Source organism: Xaviernesmea oryzae (assembly GCF_900109605.1).
GTDB lineage: Bacteria > Pseudomonadota > Alphaproteobacteria > Rhizobiales > Rhizobiaceae > Xaviernesmea > Xaviernesmea oryzae.
The window spans coordinates 1-21,809 of sequence record NZ_FOAM01000023.1 but is presented as its reverse complement, the minus strand read 5'-3'; the positions used below and the strand labels follow the sequence as shown (position 1 = coordinate 21,809).

Sequence of the window (21,809 nt, the reverse complement as noted above, 5' to 3'; positions counted from 1 at the left end):
TTACTCGATCACGACAAGCGCTTCGCCATATTCGACCGGCGCGCCGTCTTCGACGAGGATTTCGACGACCTTGCCCGAACGGGGGGCAGGGATCTGGTTCATGGTCTTCATGGCTTCGATGATCAGCACCGTCTGGCCTTCCTTGACCTGGGCGCCGACCTCGATGAACGGACGCGATCCTGGAGCAGGTGCGAGGTAAGCCGTGCCGACCATCGGCGCCGTCAGCGCGTTCTTGTTGTTGCGGCCAACCTCTGTCGCGGCTGGCGCGGCAACGGCCGGTGCGCTTGCGGCGGGCGCCGCGGGCGCGGCATAGGTCGGCATCGGTGCATAGGCGGGGGCCGTAATCGTGCGCGACACGCGAATGCGCAGATCGTCCTGTTCGACCTCGATCTCTGTCAGGTCGGTCTCGTTCAGGATATTGGCCAGATCGCGGATCAGCGCTTGATCGATGCCGGTCTTCTTTTCAGCCATGGATAAGCCTCTTCTTCTTCTTATTCAGCGGATAGGGTGAGGGAATGCAGCGCCTGCAGCGCCTGCAGCGCCAGCACGTAGCTTTGTGCGCCGAAGCCGCAGATGACCCCTTTGGCTGCGGGCGCAAGATAGGAATGGTGGCGAAACGCTTCGCGGGCATGCACATTGGACAGGTGCAGCTCCACCACCGGCACGCGGATGGCGCGCGCGGCGTCATGCAGCGCGATCGATGTATGCGTGTAGGCGCCGGCATTGATGGCGATGCCATCGGCCGCCTCCTGCGCCTCGTGCATCCAGTCGACCAGCACGCCCTCGTGATTGGTCTGGCGGAAATCGATCGAAAAGCCCCGTGTCTCGCCTTCGCGCCGGCATAGGGCCTCGATATCGGCCAGTGTCTGACCGCCGTAGATTCCGGGCTCCCGCTTGCCGAGCAAGTTCAGATTGGGGCCGTTCAGAACGAAAAACCGGGGCATTGGTGTGGGGTCCGATGATCTTGGGCGGTAGCTATAGACAAATGATGGTGCAAAAAAAAGCCCTGGCGGCCGTGCCACCAAGGCTTTCAGGGTGTTGAATGTTCCCCGCCTCAGCAGGAGGCCTTGCCGCAGGCCCTGATATTGGCCACCTTCTCCGCCAGCGTATCGGCGCCGACCGCACCGAACACCGCCTCGTTGCCCACCACATAGGACGGCGTGCCGGTCACGCCCAAGGCATTGGCGAGCGTATAGCTTTCCCGGACGGCATCGTCAGGCATCTCGGTCTTCATATGCGCGCGCAGATCGGCTTCCTTGACGCCCAGCCGCTCGGCCACGGCGATTGCCGTCTCTTCTGTCGCGCGGTCTTCTCCGCCCAGCAGATTGCGATGGAAAGCGCCGTATTTTTCCGGCGCGATGGCCCGGAACGCGGCGCTCACCCGGTGCGCCGCCAGCGAATCGGAGCCGAGAATCGGCAGTTCCTTCAGCACGAAGCGAACGTTCTTGTCGCTCTTGATCAGCGCATCCATGTCGGAGAGCGCCCTTTTGCAATATCCGCAATTGTAGTCATAGAACTCGACGATCGTCACATCCCCCTTGGGATTGCCGAGCGTGACGTCATGCGTGGAATTGAAGATCGCCTGCGCATTGTCGGTGATCGCCTGGAAGGAGAGCTTGGCCTGCTCAGCCTCCTGCTTGGTCTTCAGCGCCTGCTGTGCCTCGATCAGGACTTCGGGATGGGCGACCAGATATTCCCGGATGAACGCGCCGATCTCCGCTTTCTGTCCGTCATCAAGCGCCATGGCCGCGCCGGGAAAGACCAACGCCGCCGAGAGGCAGCCGGCGGAGGCAAGGCGCAGGAGAGAAGAGAACATATGCATCGGTCGACCTTATGCCGGAACTTGAAAAATCACGCTGCGAAACCTCCTGACGGCGGCGACAGACGCATCGCATTTTGCCCACCGCGACGCATCGGCGCAATCGGCATTACCATCACGCATCAGCCATAGCGGGCGTATGAAGCGCCTTGTCTTGCATCCTCACATGTCATGTTTCCGCTGAGGACGAGACGGATTCTCGGCGCGACCATAGTCCGAAGGATACGCTGCAAGCAATCCTTCGAAAACATGGCGGGCATGCGGCAGAGATCCGGAGTTCAACGCAAGTGACGTCGTTTTGACAGGGCCAGATAAGGCGTTTGCCGACGGCTCCGGTGAGGCAGGCCGCGCATCAGACTCCATCTGCGAGGCTGTTTGGTTAACACTCTGTGAACATGCGATCTTTCAGGTCTGTCGCAGACTGCGAGACCTCCCCGGAAGTTTGATGGGCAGGCTTCTCCGGTGCCGCGATTGTATCTCGCCACTGCTCACAGATATGCGTGCGGAAACAGCGGCTTGTCTCGCCGCCTTGAATCAGTTCGGCATCAGGATGAATCAATCTGTGAAGCCGGACTCGGATGGCTCCTGTGCCCGCTCGGTTGATTGCTTGAGGCGAATGTTCAAGGCCTGCCGCGAGGTCCTCAAGATCGACAGCCGGGTCTGTTTTGCCTTGCCGATAGAAGCCGGTTTGGGACCTGGCTCGCTTTATTATAGCCGGCAAGACCACCACGCTGCGGTACGCGGTCAGTGCGTAGGGCATCCCATCCGACACAAGCAGCCTTGTGCCCAGACACGAGAGGTCTGTCATATCCACAGACGAGCAAGGCCGGCGGATTGCTCCACCGGCCTTGCGTCATGTCTTCGTCAACGGCCTGATCAACAGGGCGCCGGACGTCTATGTCCTAGAGGAAACCGCGGCGCTGCCACCAGCCGCCCTTCTTGGGCTTGCCGGCCTCGTCTTCCTTATCGCCCGCGCCGCTGGAGCGGACGACCGGGGCCGTGGCGATGGTGTCGAGATCGCGGTTGCGACGCGCTGGCTTCTCAGCCGCTTCAGGCTCAGGCGCTGTTTCGGCAGGCGCATCAGACGATTCCGGTTCATCAACCTTCTGGGCCGTTGCTTCCGGAACGCTGGGGACGTCGGGCGTGGCGCTTTCGCTCGATGGCTCGATGCCGGCGGAAAGACCGGTCTGCGACGCGCCCTCATCGCCTTCACCGAGAACGGCAACGCCTGAAACATCGACAGCCTGTTCGAGCGGCGCCATATCGATCGCGGTCTCGTCGGCCGATGCGCCCGGGGCGTTGTCGGCAGCAGGCGCCGCCTGTGCCTCGTCGTCATCGCCATCGGCCTCGTCGCCAGCCTCGCCCTCGGCGCCTGCTTCCAGTTCGTCGGCCCGGCTGCGGCGACCGCCACGCTTACCACGGCGGCGGCGCTTGCGCTTCTGGCGCTCCTCATCGGAGACATCGCCCGTCGTCGCTTCGGCAGGCGCGTTGCCGTCCGTCTCGTCGCCTTCGGCGTCCTCGTCCGTGTCGCCGGCCTCGTCATCTGCCGCGTCGTCTTCACCGGCGGCCTGGCTGTCCGAGCCGGCTTCGCCCGTGGTGCCGTTGCGGCCGCGCCGGCGGCGGCGGCGCTTGCGCTTGCGGCCGTTCTCGCCCTCATCGTCACGCGCGCTTTCGCGCTCCGGTGTCTCAGCCTGAGCCTCGGTGGATTCGTCCTCATCGAGCTCTTCCTCGATGACAACGTCATCCTCTTCCTCTTCGATCTCCGGCTCCCAGGGCAGCAGCTGGTCGATCTTCACCGGATTTTCCACCGGCTCGCCGCGATCGACGGCAAAGTGCTGGCCGCCGACCAGGGCGTCCGCCTGGATCAGGATTGCCACGCCGAAGCGATCTTCATAATCGATGATCGTGCCGCGCTTGTGATTGAGCAGGTAGAGCGCGATTTCGGGCGTCGTGCGCACGGAAATATTGTGCGTCGTGTTCTTCAGCAGATATTCCTCGATGCCGCGCAGCACGTGCAGCGCGATCGAAGACTGCGACCGGACATGGCCGGTGCCGCCGCAATGCGAGCAGACCTGCGTGGTCGATTCCAGAACCGAAGCACGAATGCGCTGGCGCGACATTTCCAGAAGGCCGAAATGCGAGATGCGGCCAACCTGGATGCGGGCGCGGTCGTTCTTTAGGCAATCTTTCAGCCTTTTCTCGACAGCGCGGTTGTTGCGCTTTTCTTCCATGTCGATGAAGTCGACCACGATCAGGCCGGCAAGGTCGCGCAGGCGCAGCTGGCGGGCCACTTCTTCGGCGGCCTCCAGATTGGTCTGCAGCGCCGTATCCTCGATCGAATGCTCGCGGGTGGAGCGGCCGGAGTTCACGTCGATGGCAACCAGCGCTTCCGTCTGGTTGATGATGATGTAGCCACCCGACTTCAGCGTCACCTGCGGCTGCAGCATGCGATCGAGCTGCGCCTCGATGCCGGCGCGCGAGAAGATCGGATGCACGTCGCGATAGGGCTGAACCACCTTTGCGTGGCTCGGCATCAGCATTTTCATGAAGGCCTTGGCTTCACGGTAGCCTTCTTCGCCGGCGACGACGATTTCCGAGATGTCCTTGTTGTAGAGATCGCGGATCGAGCGCTTGATCAGCGACCCTTCCTCATAGACGAGGCAGGGCGCGGTGGAGGCCAGCGTCAGCGTGCGGACGTTTTCCCACAGGCGCATCAGATATTCGAAGTCGCGCTTGATCTCGACCTTGGTGCGGTTGGCACCGGCCGTACGCAGGATGACGCCCATGCCCTGCGGCACGTCGAGCGACTTGGCGATGTCCTTCAGGCGCTTGCGGTCGGGCAGATTGGTGATCTTGCGCGAAATGCCGCCGCCGCGCGCCGTGTTGGGCATGAGAACCGAATAACGGCCGGCAAGCGACAGATAGGTGGTAAGTGCCGCGCCCTTGTTGCCACGCTCTTCCTTGGCGACCTGCACCAAGAGAATCTGCCGGCGCTTGATCACTTCCTGGATGCGATACTGCTTGCGCGGCTTGCGCACCTGGCGGTCGGGCACTTCCTCCATGGCGTCTTCAGCGCCGACGGATTCGATGACTTCCTTTTCCTCGTGACGGTGGTCGTCATCGTCGTCTTCATCGTCGAAAGGGCGGGCTTCGGACACTTCGTCCACATCGACCATCGCGGCGATGGAGCCGCCACGTTCGCCGCCTTCGTCCTGTCCACCGTCCTCATGGCCGGCATCGGAGTCAGCCTCTGTACCGTCCTGGTCGCCGCCGAAGCCGGCATCGCCTGCGGTTGCGGGGCCGCTATCGCCGGCATCGGCATCACCCGTCGCGGCGTCCGACGTGTCGGCGCCCTCAAGCGCGGCTTCAGGGCTTTCCGGCACCGTCTCGACGCTCTGGCCATCTGCGGCAGTTTCGCCGGCCTCTGCGTCTGCAGCCGGCTCTGCGGCGGCGGCTTTCTTGCTGCGGCGCGCGCGCTTCGGCTTCTTCGGCTTTTCCTCCACGGCTTCGACAGCGGCCGTCTCGTCCGTAGCGATGTCGTTCGGGGACGCGGCCGGCTCGGCGGCAGGGGCGATCGCAGCCTCTTCCGGCGTTTCATGCTCGGCGGAATCGTGGTCGTCGCGCCGCGCGTCCTCGGCTTCGGCCTTCAGCAGGGCCTGCCGGTCGGCCAGCGGGATCTGGTAGTAGTCGGGGTGAATTTCGGCGAAAGCCAGGAAGCCGTGGCGGTTGCCGCCATAATCGACGAAGGCGGCCTGAAGCGAGGGTTCGACGCGGGTCACCTTCGCCAGATAGATGTTGCCGCGGATCTGCTTCTTATGTTCCGACTCGAAGTCGAATTCTTCTATGCGATTGCCGCGAACGACAACAACGCGCGTCTCCTCCGAGTGAGACGCATCGATGAGCATTTTCTCTGCCATGTAAGCCAAGCTCCTCGGCATGGCCGAGGCCCGAGAGGACGCTGGCGCCTGTAAGGCGCGCCCTCCTGTGCGGTGCGGTGCATGCCGAACAAATGAAATCCTGCAGGCACCCGCCGCCGATCGCCCGGACGAACAGAAGCCGGAAACATGATGTTCCGCCCTCCGTCCAATTCCGATCGATACTGCCGCGACATCATGGGACCAAGCAAGAATGCCAATGGTTAGGCCCTCGAAGGGCCCGATGAAAAACCCGCAAAACGGGCATGGTGCGCAACGCACCGGATAAGGTCCGGCCACCGCCGGATGAGCGATATCTCATGCAGCCGAAAGCGCTGTGCGGCGGGCAAAACCTCGATGTTTCCTTGGATCGGCGGATACGGCATCCGTGCCGCTCGCTCCGCTTGTCTGATCCTCAACCCAGGCGCCAGAGAAAACCCCCGGCAGCCAAGACATCGATTGATCCCGCCAACGCTTTTTGGCCTATGACGCTTTTATGGTTTTCATGTCACAATAGCAAGGGAAAAGCCGGACTTGCCTTAATATTGATGAATTTCATGCGCTCGCTCAAAGCGCGTTCGAGAGGGCTTTTGGCGCGGCGATCGAGGGTCCTGAAGGCTGCTCGGCGCAGAACGCGGGGCAAAGCATTAACGGCGCATTAACCAGCGCGGCGCGATCACGGAAACCATGAGCGGGATAACGAGCGAATCAGGGGCGGGCAGGGCGCATGGATCGGTGATCCGGGCGCTGCCCCTGCTCGTTTTTCTTGTTATGATTGCATTCGCTCCGTTGGGTGGCGCGGTCGCGCAAGACAAGCCAGCGCCCTCGGCGGCGGCGCCGTCCGGCCCTCTGGCCGTCAGCGGGCGGATTGCCGGCGACGAGGCACGGGCCCGGCTCGTGCTCGAATTTGACCGCAAGCCCGAATTTGCCCTGCATTACGTGCGCGAGCCCGTGCGCATCATCCTCGATCTTCCCCGCACCGCCTTTGGCATTCATCCCGACGATCTCAAGCCGCGTGGCCTGGTGAAGGATATTCGTTACGGTGCGATGAGCGAGGGCCTTGCCCGTCTCGTCATCACCGCCGACAAGCCGGCCGGTGTGGCCCACGCCGAGGTCACCCCGATCGAGGGTGGTCGTTTCCGGCTGGTTGTCGATGTCGAGCGCGTCGATGCTTCAGCCTTCGCCAAGCTCGTGGCCGGGCAGGATTGGGCAGCCACCATCGGCACGCAGAAAACCGATCGGGTTCAGCCGCTCGATGCCGTTGGCGCGAACAAGAGCAGCGGCCCCTTCGTCATTGCCGTCGATGCCGGCCATGGCGGCATCGATACGGGCGCGATCGGCGTGGACTCCAAGGTTCTGGAAAAGAACGTGACGCTCGGCTTTGCCCAGGCGCTCGCCAAGCGGCTGAACGACCTGCCGGGCGTGCAGGCCGTTTTGACGCGCGAGGCGGACGAGTTCCTCTCCTTGTCGGAGCGTGTGCAGATCGCCCGGCAGAAAGGCGCGAGCCTGTTCGTCTCGCTCCATGCCGATACGGTCAAGCAGGCCGATATTCGCGGCGCCACGGTCTACACCATCTCCGACAAAGCCTCCGACCATCTGGCCGCCAGCCTTGCCGAGCGTGAAAACCTTTCGGACGCCGTCGCCGGCCTGACCTTGACCGACGAGCCGGCCGAGGTGGCTGACATCCTCATCGATCTCACGCGCCGGGAGACCCAAGCCTTCTCCATCAATCTCGCGCGATCGATCGTCTCATCCTTTGAAGGGCAGATCCGCCTGATCAACAACCCGCATCGCTTTGCCGGTTTTCGGGTGCTGCAGGCGCCTGATGTGCCGTCCATCCTTCTCGAGCTCGGCTTCATGTCCAACAAGGAAGACGAGGCGCTGCTGCTCGACACGGCTTGGCGCGACAAGGTCGCGGACCGTATCGCCGACGCTGTCGGGCGCTACCGGGCTGTCGTTGCCGCCAATGGCGGCTGAACGCCTTTGACGCTTGTCGGAGACTGCCGATCATGCTTGGTTCTGCGCAAGGCCAAGCTTTAATATTTGTGTCGGTGCGGTAACAGCCCTAAGCTTTTCCCCTGTGGGAACACCAGGATTCTTCGGAAAGCCCTATTTTGCGCACAATCGGATCGCTATCCGGGCGCATAAGAGTCACGAGTCGCTGCCGCGCCCTTCGCGCACCGCTGTGTAGCCGTCTGGCCGTGGCACAGGGACCTTGAGCGAAAGTCGGATACCGCCTGATGATCAGACTGATTGGATATTTCTTCGGGATCGGCACCGTGTTTGCCTTCGGGCTGGCTGCCGTCGCCGCCGTCTATCTCGGTCATATCACCCGCGATCTACCGGATTACGAGGTGCTGAACAGCTATGCGCCGCCGGTGACCACGCGCGTTCACGCGGGCAACGGCGAGCTGATGGCCGAATATGCCCGCCAGCGCCGGCTCTATCTGCCGATCCAGGCTATTCCCGATCGTGTCAAGGCGGCCTTCATCGCGGCGGAAGACCAGAATTTCTACACCCATCCCGGCATCGACATTAACGGCCTGGGCCGTGCGGTGATTAACAATATCCAGAATATCGGTTCCAGCCGCCGCCCGGAAGGCGCCTCGACGATTACCCAGCAGGTGGCCAAGAACTTCCTTCTCTCCGGCGACCAGACGATGGAGCGCAAGGTCAAGGAGGCGATCCTCTCTTTCCGCATCGAGCAGTCCTACAGCAAGGACCGGATCCTCGAACTCTATCTGAACGAAATCTATTTCGGCATGAATGCCTATGGCATCGCTGGCGCGGCATTGACCTATTTCGATAAGTCGGTCACCGAGCTGACCATTGCCGAAACCGCCTATCTCGCCGGCCTGCCCAAGGGGCCGAACAATTACCATCCCTTCCGCCGCGAAGAGGCTGCGCTCAACCGCCGCAACTACGTGATCAAGCGCATGGCGGAGGATGGTTACATCACGGCCGAGGAAGCTGCAGATGCGGAAAAGCAGCCACTTGGCGTCAATCTGCGCCGCGGCGGCTCGCATCTCTTTGCGTCGGATTATTTCTCCGAGGAAGTGCGCCGACAACTGATCCAGCGCTATGGCGAAAGCGCGCTTTACGAAGGCGGACTTTCGGTGCGCACCTCGCTCGATCCTCGCATTCAGGAAGCCGCGCGCCATGCCCTGCAGCAGGGGCTAATCAATTATGACGAGCGGCGCGGCTTCCACGGGCCGGTCAAGTCCATCCAGGTGGGCGGCGATTGGGGCGATGCACTCTTCAAGATCCCCGCTTATTCCGACGTGCCGGAATGGAGCCTTGCCGTCGTGCTCGCCGCCGATTCCAAGGGCGTCGATATCGGGCTGCAGCCAAAATCCGACGGCGCTGGCAAGCCGGTTGCCGAGCGCGTGCGCGGCCGCATTTCTGCGCAGAACATGCAATGGGCCTATCGACCGGCCAGCGGCAACCGAAAGGCCGGCCGCGTGCCTTCCGACGTGCTGGAGCCAGGCGATGTGGTCTATGTCGAGCCACTGAAGGACGATGGGCAGTATCGCCTGCGCCAGCCGCCGAAAGTGCAGGGTGGCCTGGTGGCGATGGATCCGCAGACGGGTCGCGTACTCGCCATGGTCGGCGGCTTCTCCTATGCGCAATCGGAGTTCAACCGCGCGACGCAGGCGATGCGTCAGCCCGGCTCCTCGTTCAAGCCCTTCGTCTATGCGGCCGCGCTCGACAATGGCTATACGCCCGCATCGGTCATCCTCGACGCCCCGTTCGAGCTCGTGACCGGCGGTCAGGTCTGGCGCCCGGAAAACTATGGCGGCGGTTCGGCCGGCCCCTCGACGCTGCGGCTCGGCATCGAAAAATCGCGCAACCAGATGACCGTGCGTCTCGCCAACGATATGGGCATGAACCTGGTCGCGGAATATGCCGAGCGCTTCGGCATTTACGACAAGATGCTGCCGGTGCTGGCCATGTCGCTCGGCTCTGGCGAAACCACCGTCATGCGGATGGTCTCGGCCTATGCGGTAATCGCCAATGGCGGCAAGCAGATCAAGCCGTCGCTGATCGACCGCATCCAGGACCGCTACGGCAAGACGATCTTCCGCCATGAGGACCGCACCTGCGAGACCTGCAACGCCACCGACTGGAAAAACCAGGAGGAGCCGGTGCTGACGGACAATCGCGAGCAGGTGCTCGATCCCATGACCGCCTATCAGATCACCTCGATGATGGAAGGCGTCATTCAGCGCGGGACTGCGGCAGGAAAGGTCAATCTGGATCGTCCCGTGGCTGGCAAGACCGGCACCACCAATGACGAGAAGGACGCCTGGTTCGTCGGCTACACGCCTGACCTCGTCGCCGGTCTCTATCTGGGTTTCGATGAGCCCGCTCCTCTCGGGCGCGGCGGTACGGGCGGCGGCCTCTCGGCGCCAATCTTCAATGACTTCATGCAGGCGGCCGTGGCCGGCACCAAGCCGGTGCAGTTCGCCGTCCCAGCCGGCATGAGCCTGATCCCCGTCAATCGCAAGACAGGTATGGCGGCACGCGAGGGTGATCCCGATACGATCATCGAAGCCTTCAAGCCCGGCACCGGCCCGGCCTCCAGCTTCTCGGTCATCGGCGGCAGCGATCAATATGTGCCGCCGGAAGAGATTCTTCGGTCTTCGCCTCAGGCCAATCAGGCGGTGCAGTCGGGCTCGACCGGCCTGTTCTAAGGTCGGTGCGGCTGGTGGCTGCGTTTGCCTGCGAGGCCGGCGGCTCTCCTTGTTCGCCGGGCTCTCGTTGCCTATTTCCGGAAATGCCTTGCCTTTACAGAACAGAGCACGACGGGTAATCACCCTGCCAGCTTCGCCGGAGGCAAGCGGCGGCCGGCCGAAATCGGAATTGGCCTGACCACGACAAGAAGACTGAGGACCATGCGCAACGAAATCGAGAATATTGTCGACGAGATCAAGCAGGCCATAAGCCTGCTGAGGAGGCATCTTTGACTGGGACCAGGCGGTAAGACGACTGGACTGGTTGAACAACAAGGCCGAGGATCCCAACCTCTGGAATGACGCGGCCGAAGCGCAGAAGCTGATGCGCGAGCGCCAGATGCTGGATGAAGGCATCAATGGCGTGCGTAACTTCGAGCGGCAGCTTGCCGACAATGTCGAGCTGATCGAGCTTGGTGAAGCCGAGGGCGATGCCGAGATCATCAAGGATGCCGAGGACGCGCTGAAGGCACTGCGCACAGAGGCGGCACGCCGCCAGGTGGAAGCCATGCTGTCTGGCGAGGCCGACAGCAACGACACCTATCTGGAAGTGCATTCCGGGGCCGGCGGCACGGAAAGTCAGGACTGGGCCAACATGCTTCTTCGCATGTATACCCGTTGGGCCGAGCGCTCCGGCTACAAGGTCGAGCTTCTGGAAATCCATGACGGCGAAGAGGCCGGCATCAAGTCCGCGACGCTTCTGGTCAAAGGCCACAATGCCTATGGCTGGCTGAAGACCGAATCGGGCGTCCACCGGCTGGTGCGCATCTCGCCCTATGACAGCAACGCGCGGCGCCACACCTCCTTTTCCTCCGTGTGGGTCTATCCGGTGGTCGATGATTCGATCCAGATCGATATCAACGAAAGCGACTGCCGCATCGACACCTATCGCTCGTCCGGCGCTGGCGGCCAGCACGTCAACACGACCGACTCGGCCGTGCGCATCACGCATATGCCGTCCGGGATCGTGGTGCAGTGCCAGCAGGAGCGCTCACAGCACAAGAACCGGGCGAAAGCCTGGGACATGCTGCGTGCGCGCCTTTACGAGGCCGAGCTGAAGCGGCGCGAAGAAGCGGCCAATGCCGAAGCGGCCTCCAAATCGGATATCGGCTGGGGCCACCAGATCCGCTCTTATGTGTTGCAGCCCTACCAGATGGTGAAGGATCTGCGCACAGGCGTGGAAAGCTCGGCACCCTCGGATGTTCTCGATGGCGAACTGAACGAGTTCATGGAAGCTGCGCTCGCCCACCGCGTGAATGGCGGCGCCGATGCGGCGGTGGACGATATCGCCTAATTTTCATTGGGTTCGAAACAGCAAGGCGCCGAGCGGTTGAAACCGCCGGCGCCTTTTTCGTCGTCTACGAGATTGGGAAAGGGAAATCGCGCCGGAATCAGCCCTGGAACTTGGCGCAGGCGTCAGTTCGTTTCGCGTTCGATGCGGATGTCACCGATATCATCGACGAGAACCGTCCAGCTCTCGGTTTCGGTTTGTGTGGGGTCCGTCTTCAGCCAGACAGTGGCGAAGAGCCCTGGCTGACGCGTAATGCCATCGGAGTTTTCCGGACGGATATCCGTGACATAGGCATGCATGCGGGAAAATTCCTCAAGCTCGGCCGATGTGACGATTCGCGGCCCCTGGGGTTCCAGCGCAATTTGTTGAAGATGGATATGGGCAGTGCCGTCAGGCTGGCGTTGCGCAATCAGCTTGTAATAGCCCTTGATCCCGCCCTGGTCGCCGGCCGGCTTGTCGGTCTCGCCCTGCGGGTCGAGCAGCACGTTCGGGTCGCTTGCCTCTTGCCAAAAGCCGGTGCTGGTGACGAAGAGAATGTCGGAGGCGAGAAGCGTTCGTTCGCCTTGCAGCGCCTGGGCATGCGCGAGCGGCACGCAGGCGAGCGCCAGGGCGCCCATGCAGACTGCGATGGTTAGACGGGACGCTTGAAACCGGATACGCATGCCACTCCTTTTTTTGCCCGCAGGACGACGTGTGCGTGCGTGTGCGCCAGCCCAGAGCTCGGACAGTCCTTTCGGTCCAAAACTTAAGTCACAATCACGAAACTGGCGCTGTCTCCCACGATAAAGACGATGTGTTCATAAAAACGCACCATACCATAGAGCCTATGCGTATGGTTGCGATTGACTGAACGCCGCCGCATCGAATTTATCCGACAAACGGTTCCCGCTTTTCGATCCGATGCTCTAATTGGTGAACTGTTCCGCCAGAATGCGGTCCGACCAGGAATAATCCGGATCCGAGAGAAGCCGCGCCGTCACCGTTTCGGCCTGGGCGATGCGCACCTTCAGTACAGATTTGACTTCTGTGTGATCGGCGACTGCGTTGACCGGTCGCTTGTCCGCTTCCAGGATCGAAATATCCACAGTCACCCGATTGGGCAGGAGCGCGCCGCGCCAGCGGCGCGGACGAAAGGGGCTGACCGGCGTCAGCGCCAGAAGTGGCGCCTCCAGGGGCAGGATCGGCCCATGGGCGGAGAGATTATAGGCGGTGGAGCCCGCCGGCGTCGACAGCAGGATGCCATCGCAGATCAGCTCTTCCAGCCGCACCCGCCCATCGACGACGACGCGAAGCTTTGCGGCCTGATAGGATTGGCGAAACAGATAAACCTCGTTGATCGCCAATCCGCGAAAGCGGTTGCCTTGCGTATCGACCGTCTGCATTTCCAAGGGGTGAAAGGCGTTTTCGACCGCTTCCCCCAGACGGTCCTGCAGGTTTTCGGCGCTATAGCGGTTCATGAGAAAGCCGACGGAGCCGCGATTCATGCCATAGACGAGCTTGTCGTTGCGCATGCAGCTATGCAGCGTCTGCAGCATGAAGCCATCGCCGCCAAGAGCCACAACCACGTCGGCGGCCGCCAGCGGCACATTGCCGTAAAGCGCTGTCAGCTCCGCCAGCGCGTCCTGCGCGTCGGGAGCGGTTGAGGCAACAAAAGCAATCGTGTCGACGGGACGCACCATGAGGAGACACTGTGTTCGAGAAGGCGCGTTAGCGATCGCGCGGGAGCGGGTCGCCGTAGTCCTAGCGGATATCGCGGCAAACCAAAATGGCTCAGGGCCGCCAAACTGCTGCAACCCCGGTCAGATGAGCCGGACTGGACGTCAAAGATGATGGCGGCTTGGTGCGGGGCAAGGGATCGCCGGCGGGCAAGCGAGAAGCTTGATGAAAAGCGCCGACGCCAGGAGGACCATCAGGCTGCGCGTCTGGATGAGGCTATTGGACCGCTGGCCTGGTCGTCGTGATATTGCTGGCTTCGAGCACGCTCATGTCCGAGAGCGAGGAGTAGGAGAGCAGCCACGCAGCGGCCAGAATAATCACCGCCTTCGCCACCCAGCCGCTGGTCTGTAAAATTCCGCGCATCGGCGAGACCACACGGCTGTCTTCCAAATAATAGCGGTAGTAGAAGTCCGGATCGCTGGTCTTGAAGAAATTCTCCGCCATGTGCGGAAGCACGTTATGATGTTTGACCGTGCCTTCGCCCTGTATACGAACTTCCAGAATCTGGCGCCCGACATTGTAGCGAGCCTTTTTCAGACGTTTGGACTGCAGCGTTACCCAAGACATCGTCAACTCCATCCACAACACGTTGAGAGAGCGTTGCGTAAAATTGGCCGGTGGTCAACATGCTGCGCTGCCGCCAAGGGCTGATCACGCGCAGAAGGCCGGCTTTTTTTGCAGAATTAGCCGCCTATCGCGAAGGGCGCGTGACGATGGAGGGGAGGCGGCCGCAAACGCGGAGGCAAGTCCAGATCGGACTTGAGTCTCAGTGCTCGCTTTCAAAGCCCTTGAGGTCAGCGCAGATGCGGCAGTGAAGGCCCATGGGATGAAAGGCGATTTCGACCTGGCAATCCTGCGTGCCGGAAAGGCCGGCCTTGATCAGCTTGCTGCCGGTGCCATCGGCCTGTGGCATGGCGACGGGCGGGCCTGCGTGCTCCGTCCAGCTAATTTCGACCCGATCGCGGTTCGGGCCGCTCAGGTCCCAATTCAGCTGCACCCGGCCCGATGGCACCGACAATGCCCCATATTTCGAGGCGTTGGTGGCAAGTTCGTGCAGGATCAGCGAAAGCGACAGGGTCGGGCGCGCGGCAATTCGCAATGGCGGACCATCGACCTGGATGCGCGGCGCCAGCTTGTCGTCATGGACCTGCGTCATCTGCGCGACGACTTCGGCCATAGTCGACGTGTTGGCGCCACCCTTGATGATCATGTCATGTGCGGCACCGAGCACGGCCAGACGGTCGCCCAATGCCCGCCGCGCGGACGTGATGTCGCCGGCGCTGCGCAAGGTCTGGGAGACGATCGCCTGAACCATGGCCAGCTGGTTTTTCAGCCGATGGGCAAGCTCGCGCGCCAGGAGATTGCGGTGCTCCTCCTCGGCCAGCTGCTCGGTCACATCCTGCGTCTGTAGCAGAATGCCGGCCATGGCACCGGAGGGATCGCGCATCGGCTGGCAGATGAGATCGATCAGTCTTTTGCCGCGCGTATGGGCGCTGTCGGTTTCGAGCATCAGCGGCATGGCATGGGCCGTCAGCGGCATGCCGGAGCGATAGACCGCATCGAGACTGGTGATCAGCCCGGCCTGCGCCAGAGCGGGCAGCGCCTCGGCCGCCGGCCGGCCGATAACGTCCCGATCACCGATCATGGCGGCAAAAGCAGCATTGGCAAAGTCGAACACGTGATTCGGTCCGGTCAGCGCGGCGGTCGCGGCCGGGGAAAGCTCGAAGATCCGCAGGAGTCGCTCGCGCTCGCTCACCTGCTCGCGCCGAAGGCGCACATCCGCCGTGGTTTCCGTGCAGGCGCAGAACATGCCGAGCACCGCGCCCGTGGGATCGCGCACCGGCGTATAGGAGAAGGCGAAATGCGTCTCCTCGGGAAAGCCGTTGCGATGCATGATGAATTCGATGTCATCCATCGACGTGCCATGGCCGGCATATGCGGCGGAGATGATCGGATCGACCTGATCCCAGATATCGTACCAGAGGTCGCGAAACGGGTGGCCGAAGCCGCCGGGATGGCGATTACCGCACATCCGGGCATAGCCGTCATTATAGAGAATGATCTGCTCCGGGCCCCAGACGATCAGCATGGGCTGCAAAGAATTCATCGTCACGTCGACGAGCGTGCGCAGCTCCGGGCTCCAGCCATCGACCGGACCCAGAGGCGAGCTGGCCCAATCGAATTGCTGAAACAGCAGGGCACATTCGCTTGTTGACTGCAACATCGAAGCCCTTTGGTCATCCATGGCCCACAGACCATGCCGACCGACGGAATGGTTTTGGCGATCTCGCACGTCTGAGGCGATCATCAGAATCAATCCCGACATCGGCCAGCAAGACCATGACTGCAAACTCCGGTTGAAACAATCCCGTTCTCTAGTCGATCGGCTCAATTTCACTTTGGCCGAACGGATCCGGTAAGACGACGGCACCCAAGGCGGGAAGGGCAAGTGTTTTCTGCACGTTCCGGCATTCGGCCCGTCGGGCCAGCCGGCGCGCAGAGTTTGAAGTCCAAGGGTGAAATGCAGGCGAGATCCGGCAACGCCTTGCAATTTTAAGTCTGCTGATGCCTTGATCCGACTGTGCGTTGCGCTTTAGCGCCTGTCGTTATCGCAAGTTCAATGGCGGTTTCATGCGCACCTTCGTCACACAAGCCAGCTTTTTGCGAAAGGGAGCGACCATGTTTCGAACCTGTGTTCTGACAGGTGGCCTGCTGTTGTCGGCCGCATGGGCTCAAGCGCAGGATGCCGCGCATGGCCGGCAGGTCTTCGATGCCTGCAGCTCCTGCCATATCGTCAATGCCGATCGTCATGGGTTCGGCCCGTCACTTAAAGGCGTGTTCGGACGCCAGGCAGGGTCGGCGGAAGGCTATGCCTATTCTGAGGCCATGCGCAAAGCAGGCGAGGCGGGTCTTGTCTGGGACGAGGCGACGCTGTCCGCCTTTCTGGCAAGCCCGGCCAAGGCCGTACCGGGCACAAAGATGCGCTTCTGGGGGCTCTGGGGCGAGTCGGAGATCAAGGACGTGATCGCCTTTTTGCAGGCGCATCCGTAAATCATGATCTCTATCAAAGTTTAGAGCGAGATCTCAGGCGAAGATTGCCCATATTTGTGCCAATCGCGCTCTGGAATCACACCGGACAGAATCGCCCGGCGATTTCGGTCGCAGTCTGAAACAGGGGGCGCTGGGAAACAGGTTATCCCGCTATGCCCTGCTCGCGCGAAACGGATCGATACCGATGGCGCGAACTGGCTTGGGAGGCGTGGTGCCGGATGAGGGGATTGAACCCCCGACCTTCGGTTTACAAAACCGCTGCTCTACCGCTGAGCTAATCCGGCTTCCAAGGCGCTGACGGGAATTAGCAGATTCCCCTGCCGTGTAAAGAAAAAAGAGGGAAGCGCACCGCTACTCGGCCGCCTCGTGCAAGCGCGGCGCAACCTCCACTTCCGAGCAACGCGCCATAACTCGCGGCAGCTGGGTGGCCAGATGATCAATCAGACTGCGCACGGCCGGCAGCATGCCCTGGCGGGTGGTAAAGACCAGATGGGCGATGGCTTCTGCCGCGCTCCACGTCGGCAACACCGGGGCGAGCAGCCCGACACGCATGATGCGCTGGCACATATGATCCGGCAGGAGGGCAATGCCGAGCCCTTCGATGGCCGCGCGCTCGAGAACGGTAAAGTCGTCGCAGCCGATCACAGGGCGATGGTCCACGTCCTTTGTGTCGCCCGCCTCGTTGACCAGCGTCCAACGGTCCGTGCCATGCTCGCTGTTCATCGAGAGCGTCGGCTGTTTATGCAGCGAATCGATGGTGATCGCGCCAAGACGCTCCAGCAGTTGCGGACTGGCCGCCAGCCGCCGCCGCGCGACGCTGAGGCGGCGCACCACCAATGTCTCGTCCATCTCAATTTCGGGTCGGGCGCGCAAGGCGATATCCATCTGCTCCGCCACCAGATCGACCCGCCGGTTGGACACGGAGATCAGGACCTGCACTTTGGGATAGCGGCGGCTGAAGTCCGGCATCACATGGGCAATCATCGGCGCGAAGCCGAGCGGGCAGGCCAGACGAACCGTTCCCTGCGGCTCGAGCTGTGCGGCCACGGCCACCGCCTGGGCCGTTTCGACATTGGCGAGAGCCTGTTCGCAGTGATCGAGAAAGCGCTGGCCGACTTCGGTAACGCGCAGCATGCGGGTGGAGCGCTCCAGAAGGCGTACGCCGAGTTCCTGCTCCAGGGCGGCAATATGCTTGCTGAGCAGGGATTTCGGCACGTTCAGCGCCCGCGCGGCGGCGGAAAAACCTTGATGGCGCGCCACGGCGGCGAAGTAGGCGATATCGTTCAGATCCCTCATCTGCATCTCCAAGCCTTTGCTCCACGCTGCGGGCTCATTATCCGCAAAGCGCATTATTGTTTCCCGAAGGAAACGATGCGTCAATATCTGGGCAACTTATCCTCTCATCGTTTCCGGATCATATGTTTTGTCGAAAGGACATTGGTCCTTTGAACCCTTCAGCGACAAAGGTGCGACATGAACATCCTCCATATCGATTCCGGCATTCTCGGCGAACATTCCGTGTCCCGACGCCTGACGGCCGCCATTGTCGAGCGGCTTCGGGCAGAGCATCCCGAGGCGCAGGTCACCACGCATGATCTGGTGGCCGAGCCGGTCGGTCATCTCACGGGCGCCGATCTCGGCGCAGCGCCGGCTGGGCGCGACGTTCTTTCGGAATTTCTCGCAGCCGATATCGTGGTCGTCGGTGCGCCCATGTATAATTTCACGATTCCGAGCCAGCTGAAGGCCTGGATCGACCGCCTGCTCGTGGCTGGAACGACCTTCCGCTATACCGAATCCGGTCCCGAAGGCTTGGCTGGCGGCCGCAAGGTGATCATCGCGTCGGCCCGTGGCGGCGTCTATGGTGCAGGCACCCCGATGGCCACGCTCGATCATCAGGAGCCCTTCCTCCACAATGTGCTGTCCTTTATCGGCGTGACCGATATCGAGGTGGTGCGCGCTGAAGGCCTGGCTATGGGCCCGGATGCCAAGGCCGCCTCGATCGAAGCCGCTCTGTCGGATATCGCCAGCCGCGAGAGCTTGGCACTCGCCGCCTAACACTGACGCGCGCCGCGGCCTTGCGGCAACGGGCCTGGGTCTCCGGCGCCGCTTGTGCGGCCCGGCCAACAGAATCGCGCCAGTTGACGTCCGAGTTGCCGCTTTTGTCGAAGCTTTCCGCTTAACGCCTTCAAGCGACTCCGATTTCAGCTCGACCCAGCAGGCGTCAAAATGAAACGCCCCGTCATCGCCGCCTGAATCGCTCAGACCATTTTCGGTCAGGGCAGTTCAGGCGGCGGTGGCGGGGCGTTTGTGTTTTGACGCCGATGGGGTGTCTTAGCCCTGCAGATGACGCCGCGCGGCATAAAGCGCGATGGCGGCGGCATTGGAAACGTTCAGCGACTTGATGGCGCCCGGCATGTCGAGGCGGGCAAGCGCCGTCACCGTTTCACGGGTCTTCTGCCGCAGCCCCTTGCCCTCTGCGCCGAGCACCAGCGCCAGCCGATCTCCTGCCAGCGTTTCCTCCAGCACCAGCGGTCCTTCCGAATCGAGCCCGAAGGACTGGAAACCGATGCTGTGCAGCTCGCCAAGCGCATCGGCGAGGTTGCTCACCTGGATATAGGGGATGAGCTCCAGCGCGCCGGAGGCCGACTTGGCGAGAACGCCCGATTCGGATGGGCTATGGCGCATGGTGGTGATTAGCGCGCCGGCATTGAAGGCCACGGCCGAGCGCAGGATCGCGCCGACATTGTGTGGGTCAGTGACCTGGTCGAGCACTAGCACCAGAGGGCTGTCCGTCAAGGCGGAGAGCCGGCGCACCGGCAGTGGCCTTGCCTCCAGAAGCACGCCCTGATGAATTGCGTCGGGACCGAGCAGCTTGTCCAGCGCTGCCGGCGCCACAGTCTCCACGGGAATGCCGATCGCTGCGGCATCACCGATCTCCAGCCGCCCCAGCGCATTCTGGGTCACCATCAGCCGCAGCTTTTCGCGCGTCGGATTGGCAAGCGCGGCGCGCACCGTATGCAGACCGTAAAGCTGCACCGTATCGGGCGGCAGCGGCGGTGCCTTCCAGTCGGTCTGCGCCTTGCGCCGGCGAGTGTCGTTCTGCGGCGTCGGAATTTCGCCGCGCTCGCGCTTGGCGTCGCGGTGGGCACGCCTCAGCGTGGCGTAATGGGTGTCCTTGGCGCTCTTGTCGCCGCTCTTGTCCTTGCTCATGCTGCCTTATAGACCGGCGGGCGGCTGGCCGAAACAGCTTTCTCGCAGCCTGTCGCAGCGCAGCCCTCGTGGTTTTCCACAGCCGCGCGCCCTTGGACGCCCCCTGCCGGTGCAAGCGGAAAAAACTTTAAATGGCTGTGTTGACAGCGCGGATCGGGCCCGTCATATAGCGCCCCACGGAACGAGCGCGGCCCGCTTCAACAGGCTGGCCAGCAACGCTTGATCCGATACCGGTCGATGATCCCGACAGAATAATGGAGGGATGCCCGAGTGGTTAAAGGGGACGGACTGTAAATCCGTTGGCTCAGCCTACGTTGGTTCAAATCCAACTCCCTCCACCATTCTGACGCAGGATCAAGACCACCCCCGCGGGTATAGCTCAATGGTAGAGCAGCAGCCTTCCAAGCTGAATACGCGGGTTCGATTCCCGCTACCCGCTCCAATAATTTCAAGAATTGGCAAGTCACCGTGTCACTACCGTGTCACGGTATTCCGTTGCTGTTGGAACAGGGTCACGCAGCCTAGCCGCGCGAGCCTGAAATCCCTTGTCAGGCAGCGATTCGCCTGAAGCGGGTACGGATATTGTCGATGTAATATTGACCGGGCGAGCGTGCCTCGCACATGGCCAAAACCTCGGTTTCCTGGACCTCGGCGAAGCGGCGCTCCTCGCCATTCTTGAAGCAGATCCGCAATTGCCCGTCTTCCTGGCTGAAATAGACGCTGTCGATGATGCGCGACTTCACGGGAAGGTGTTGCATGGTCTTTCTCCCTTGTTTGTCGTCATCTTAAGGGAGCGGACGCAAACATTGGGTCAAGAGACCTGGTTAGCTCAAGCTGACAAAGAACCCTGGCATTTTATCGATCCCCGCGCGTTGCGGCATTCCCGCCTCGGGCCTGTGCGATTTCGATCCAGGGGCCGGCTGCATCGTCTTTCAGCGCGTCGAAGCTGTCGATGCGGCCCTGTCGCCCAAGGCCGCATGGGCGCGTGCATCGGCAGGCGAGGAATCGGGGCAGGCGTACGGCGGGTCGGGGCTTGATGGGGTGACGGCGCGGGGAGGGCCGCTCCGCCTTGCGTCACAAGGCCTTAGCTCAAACCGAGGCGCGAGACGCCGGGCCGTGTAGCTCACGCAATTAAGTCTTGCGCAATTGCAGTGAAACCCTTAAACGCCTCCCCAAACCGGCCCGGCCGGCTGACCTTTTTGATGGATCATAGGAAACAGACCCATGGCAAAGAGCAAGTTTGAACGCAACAAGCCGCACGTGAACATCGGCACGATCGGCCACGTTGACCATGGCAAGACGTCGCTGACGGCGGCGATCACGAAGTATTTCGGCGAGTTCAAGGCGTATGACCAGATCGACGCCGCTCCGGAAGAAAAGGCCCGCGGCATCACCATTTCGACGGCCCACGTCGAATATGAGACGCCGAACCGTCACTATGCCCACGTCGACTGCCCCGGCCACGCCGACTACGTCAAGAACATGATCACCGGTGCTGCCCAGATGGACGGCGCGATCCTGGTGTGCTCGGCCGCCGACGGCCCGATGCCGCAGACCCGCGAGCACATCCTGCTCGCCCGTCAGGTCGGCGTTCCCGCCATCGTCGTGTTCCTGAACAAGGTCGACCAGGTCGATGACGCCGAGCTTCTCGAGCTGGTCGAGCTGGAAGTGCGCGAACTGCTGTCGTCCTACGACTTCCCCGGCGACGACATTCCGATCGTCAAGGGCTCGGCTCTGGCCGCTCTGGAAGATTCGGACAAGACCATCGGTGAAGACGCGATCCGCGAGCTGATGGCTCAGGTCGACGCCTACATCCCGACCCCGGAACGCCCGATCGACCAGCCCTTCCTGATGCCGATCGAAGACGTGTTCTCGATCTCGGGCCGTGGTACGGTTGTGACCGGCCGCGTCGAGCGTGGCATCGTCAAGGTTGGCGAGGAAATCGAGATCGTCGGCATCCGTCCGACCACCAAGACGACCTGCACCGGCGTTGAAATGTTCCGCAAGCTGCTCGACCAGGGCCAGGCTGGCGACAACATCGGCGCGCTTCTGCGCGGCGTGAACCGTGACGGCGT

17 protein-coding genes and 3 tRNA genes are annotated in these 21,809 nt (G+C 62.1%); 8 read left to right on the top strand and 12 right to left on the bottom strand.

The window, feature by feature from the left end:
• From accB to BMX61_RS21710, 4 genes are all read right to left on the bottom strand, one after another.
• Positions 1-471 carry an acetyl-CoA carboxylase biotin carboxyl carrier protein gene (gene accB, locus BMX61_RS21730; RefSeq protein ID WP_075628857.1) on the bottom strand — a complete coding sequence of 157 codons (471 nt, stop codon included), beginning with the start codon at positions 469-471 and terminating at the stop codon, positions 1-3.
• Positions 472-491: 20 nt separating this feature from the next.
• Positions 492-944, bottom strand: coding sequence for a type II 3-dehydroquinate dehydratase (aroQ, locus tag BMX61_RS21725; RefSeq protein ID WP_075628856.1), 453 nt, complete (start codon positions 942-944; stop codon positions 492-494).
• Between the two features lie 110 nt (positions 945-1,054).
• Positions 1,055-1,822: a DsbA family protein gene (locus BMX61_RS21720; protein ID WP_075628855.1), complete on the bottom strand. Its 768-nt coding sequence runs from the start codon at positions 1,820-1,822 to the stop codon at positions 1,055-1,057.
• Between the two features lie 899 nt (positions 1,823-2,721).
• A complete protein-coding gene (locus BMX61_RS21710; RefSeq protein WP_075628853.1) occupies positions 2,722-5,736 on the bottom strand; it encodes an Rne/Rng family ribonuclease in 3,015 nt (1,004 codons plus the stop codon).
• A 768-nt stretch (positions 5,737-6,504) separates the two neighbouring features.
• Between BMX61_RS21710 and BMX61_RS21705 the strand changes: the two genes are divergently transcribed.
• The 3 genes from BMX61_RS21705 (at position 6,505) to prfB (ending at position 11,760) form a co-directional block, all read left to right on the top strand.
• A complete protein-coding gene (locus BMX61_RS21705) occupies positions 6,505-7,710 on the top strand; it encodes an N-acetylmuramoyl-L-alanine amidase (RefSeq protein ID WP_075629181.1) in 1,206 nt (401 codons plus the stop codon).
• A 263-nt stretch (positions 7,711-7,973) separates the two neighbouring features.
• Positions 7,974-10,427, top strand: a complete 2,454-nt coding sequence (locus BMX61_RS21700; protein WP_075628852.1) for a penicillin-binding protein 1A — start codon at positions 7,974-7,976, stop codon at positions 10,425-10,427.
• Between the two features lie 201 nt (positions 10,428-10,628).
• Positions 10,629-11,760, top strand: a protein-coding gene (gene prfB / locus BMX61_RS21695) for a peptide chain release factor 2 (RefSeq protein WP_139198982.1) whose coding sequence is annotated in 2 segments (ribosomal slippage) — positions 10,629-10,697 and positions 10,699-11,760 — 1,131 coding nt in all. Because the reading frame shifts where the segments join, the coding sequence is not laid out codon by codon here.
• A gap of 122 nt (positions 11,761-11,882) precedes the next feature.
• On the opposite strand, the gene BMX61_RS21690 is transcribed toward prfB, so the two are convergent.
• From BMX61_RS21690 to BMX61_RS21675, 4 genes are all read right to left on the bottom strand, one after another.
• Positions 11,883-12,419 carry a hypothetical protein gene (locus BMX61_RS21690; RefSeq protein WP_083639556.1) on the bottom strand — a complete coding sequence of 179 codons (537 nt, stop codon included), beginning with the start codon at positions 12,417-12,419 and terminating at the stop codon, positions 11,883-11,885.
• A 243-nt stretch (positions 12,420-12,662) separates the two neighbouring features.
• Positions 12,663-13,436, bottom strand: coding sequence for an NAD kinase (locus tag BMX61_RS21685; RefSeq protein WP_075628850.1), 774 nt, complete (start codon positions 13,434-13,436; stop codon positions 12,663-12,665).
• A gap of 253 nt (positions 13,437-13,689) precedes the next feature.
• Positions 13,690-14,040 (bottom strand): hypothetical protein, encoded by a 351-nt coding sequence (locus BMX61_RS21680; RefSeq protein WP_075628849.1) that lies wholly within the window; start codon positions 14,038-14,040, stop codon positions 13,690-13,692.
• Positions 14,041-14,239: 199 nt separating this feature from the next.
• Positions 14,240-15,697 (bottom strand): sensor histidine kinase, encoded by a 1,458-nt coding sequence (locus BMX61_RS21675; protein WP_170854999.1) that lies wholly within the window; start codon positions 15,695-15,697, stop codon positions 14,240-14,242.
• A gap of 455 nt (positions 15,698-16,152) precedes the next feature.
• On the opposite strand from BMX61_RS21675, the gene BMX61_RS21670 reads away from it, so the two are divergent.
• Complete coding sequence (locus BMX61_RS21670; protein WP_075628847.1) at positions 16,153-16,524, top strand: c-type cytochrome; 372 nt, start codon at positions 16,153-16,155, stop codon at positions 16,522-16,524.
• A gap of 209 nt (positions 16,525-16,733) precedes the next feature.
• Here the strand turns inward: BMX61_RS21670 and BMX61_RS21665 are convergent.
• Positions 16,734-16,808 (bottom strand) — tRNA-Thr (locus BMX61_RS21665).
• A 67-nt stretch (positions 16,809-16,875) separates the two neighbouring features.
• Positions 16,876-17,820 (bottom strand): LysR family transcriptional regulator, encoded by a 945-nt coding sequence (locus BMX61_RS21660; protein ID WP_075629179.1) that lies wholly within the window; start codon positions 17,818-17,820, stop codon positions 16,876-16,878.
• Between the two features lie 177 nt (positions 17,821-17,997).
• On the opposite strand from BMX61_RS21660, the gene BMX61_RS21655 reads away from it, so the two are divergent.
• Positions 17,998-18,579 carry an FMN-dependent NADH-azoreductase gene (locus BMX61_RS21655; RefSeq protein WP_075628846.1) on the top strand — a complete coding sequence of 194 codons (582 nt, stop codon included), beginning with the start codon at positions 17,998-18,000 and terminating at the stop codon, positions 18,577-18,579.
• A gap of 276 nt (positions 18,580-18,855) precedes the next feature.
• On the opposite strand, the gene BMX61_RS21650 is transcribed toward BMX61_RS21655, so the two are convergent.
• Positions 18,856-19,734 carry a TrmH family RNA methyltransferase gene (locus BMX61_RS21650; protein WP_075628845.1) on the bottom strand — a complete coding sequence of 293 codons (879 nt, stop codon included), beginning with the start codon at positions 19,732-19,734 and terminating at the stop codon, positions 18,856-18,858.
• Positions 19,735-19,990: 256 nt separating this feature from the next.
• On the opposite strand from BMX61_RS21650, the gene BMX61_RS21645 reads away from it, so the two are divergent.
• Positions 19,991-20,075 (top strand) — tRNA-Tyr (locus BMX61_RS21645).
• Positions 20,076-20,102: 27 nt separating this feature from the next.
• Positions 20,103-20,176, top strand: a tRNA-Gly gene (locus BMX61_RS21640).
• A gap of 106 nt (positions 20,177-20,282) precedes the next feature.
• Here the strand turns inward: BMX61_RS21640 and BMX61_RS21635 are convergent.
• On the bottom strand, positions 20,283-20,492 hold the full coding sequence (locus BMX61_RS21635) for a KTSC domain-containing protein (RefSeq protein ID WP_075628844.1): 210 nt from the start codon (positions 20,490-20,492) through the stop codon (positions 20,283-20,285).
• A gap of 466 nt (positions 20,493-20,958) precedes the next feature.
• Here BMX61_RS21635 and tuf point away from each other — a divergent pair.
• Positions 20,959-21,809, top strand: an 851-nt coding sequence (gene tuf, locus BMX61_RS21630; RefSeq protein WP_092743013.1) for an elongation factor Tu, incomplete at its 3' end; no start/stop codon positions are given.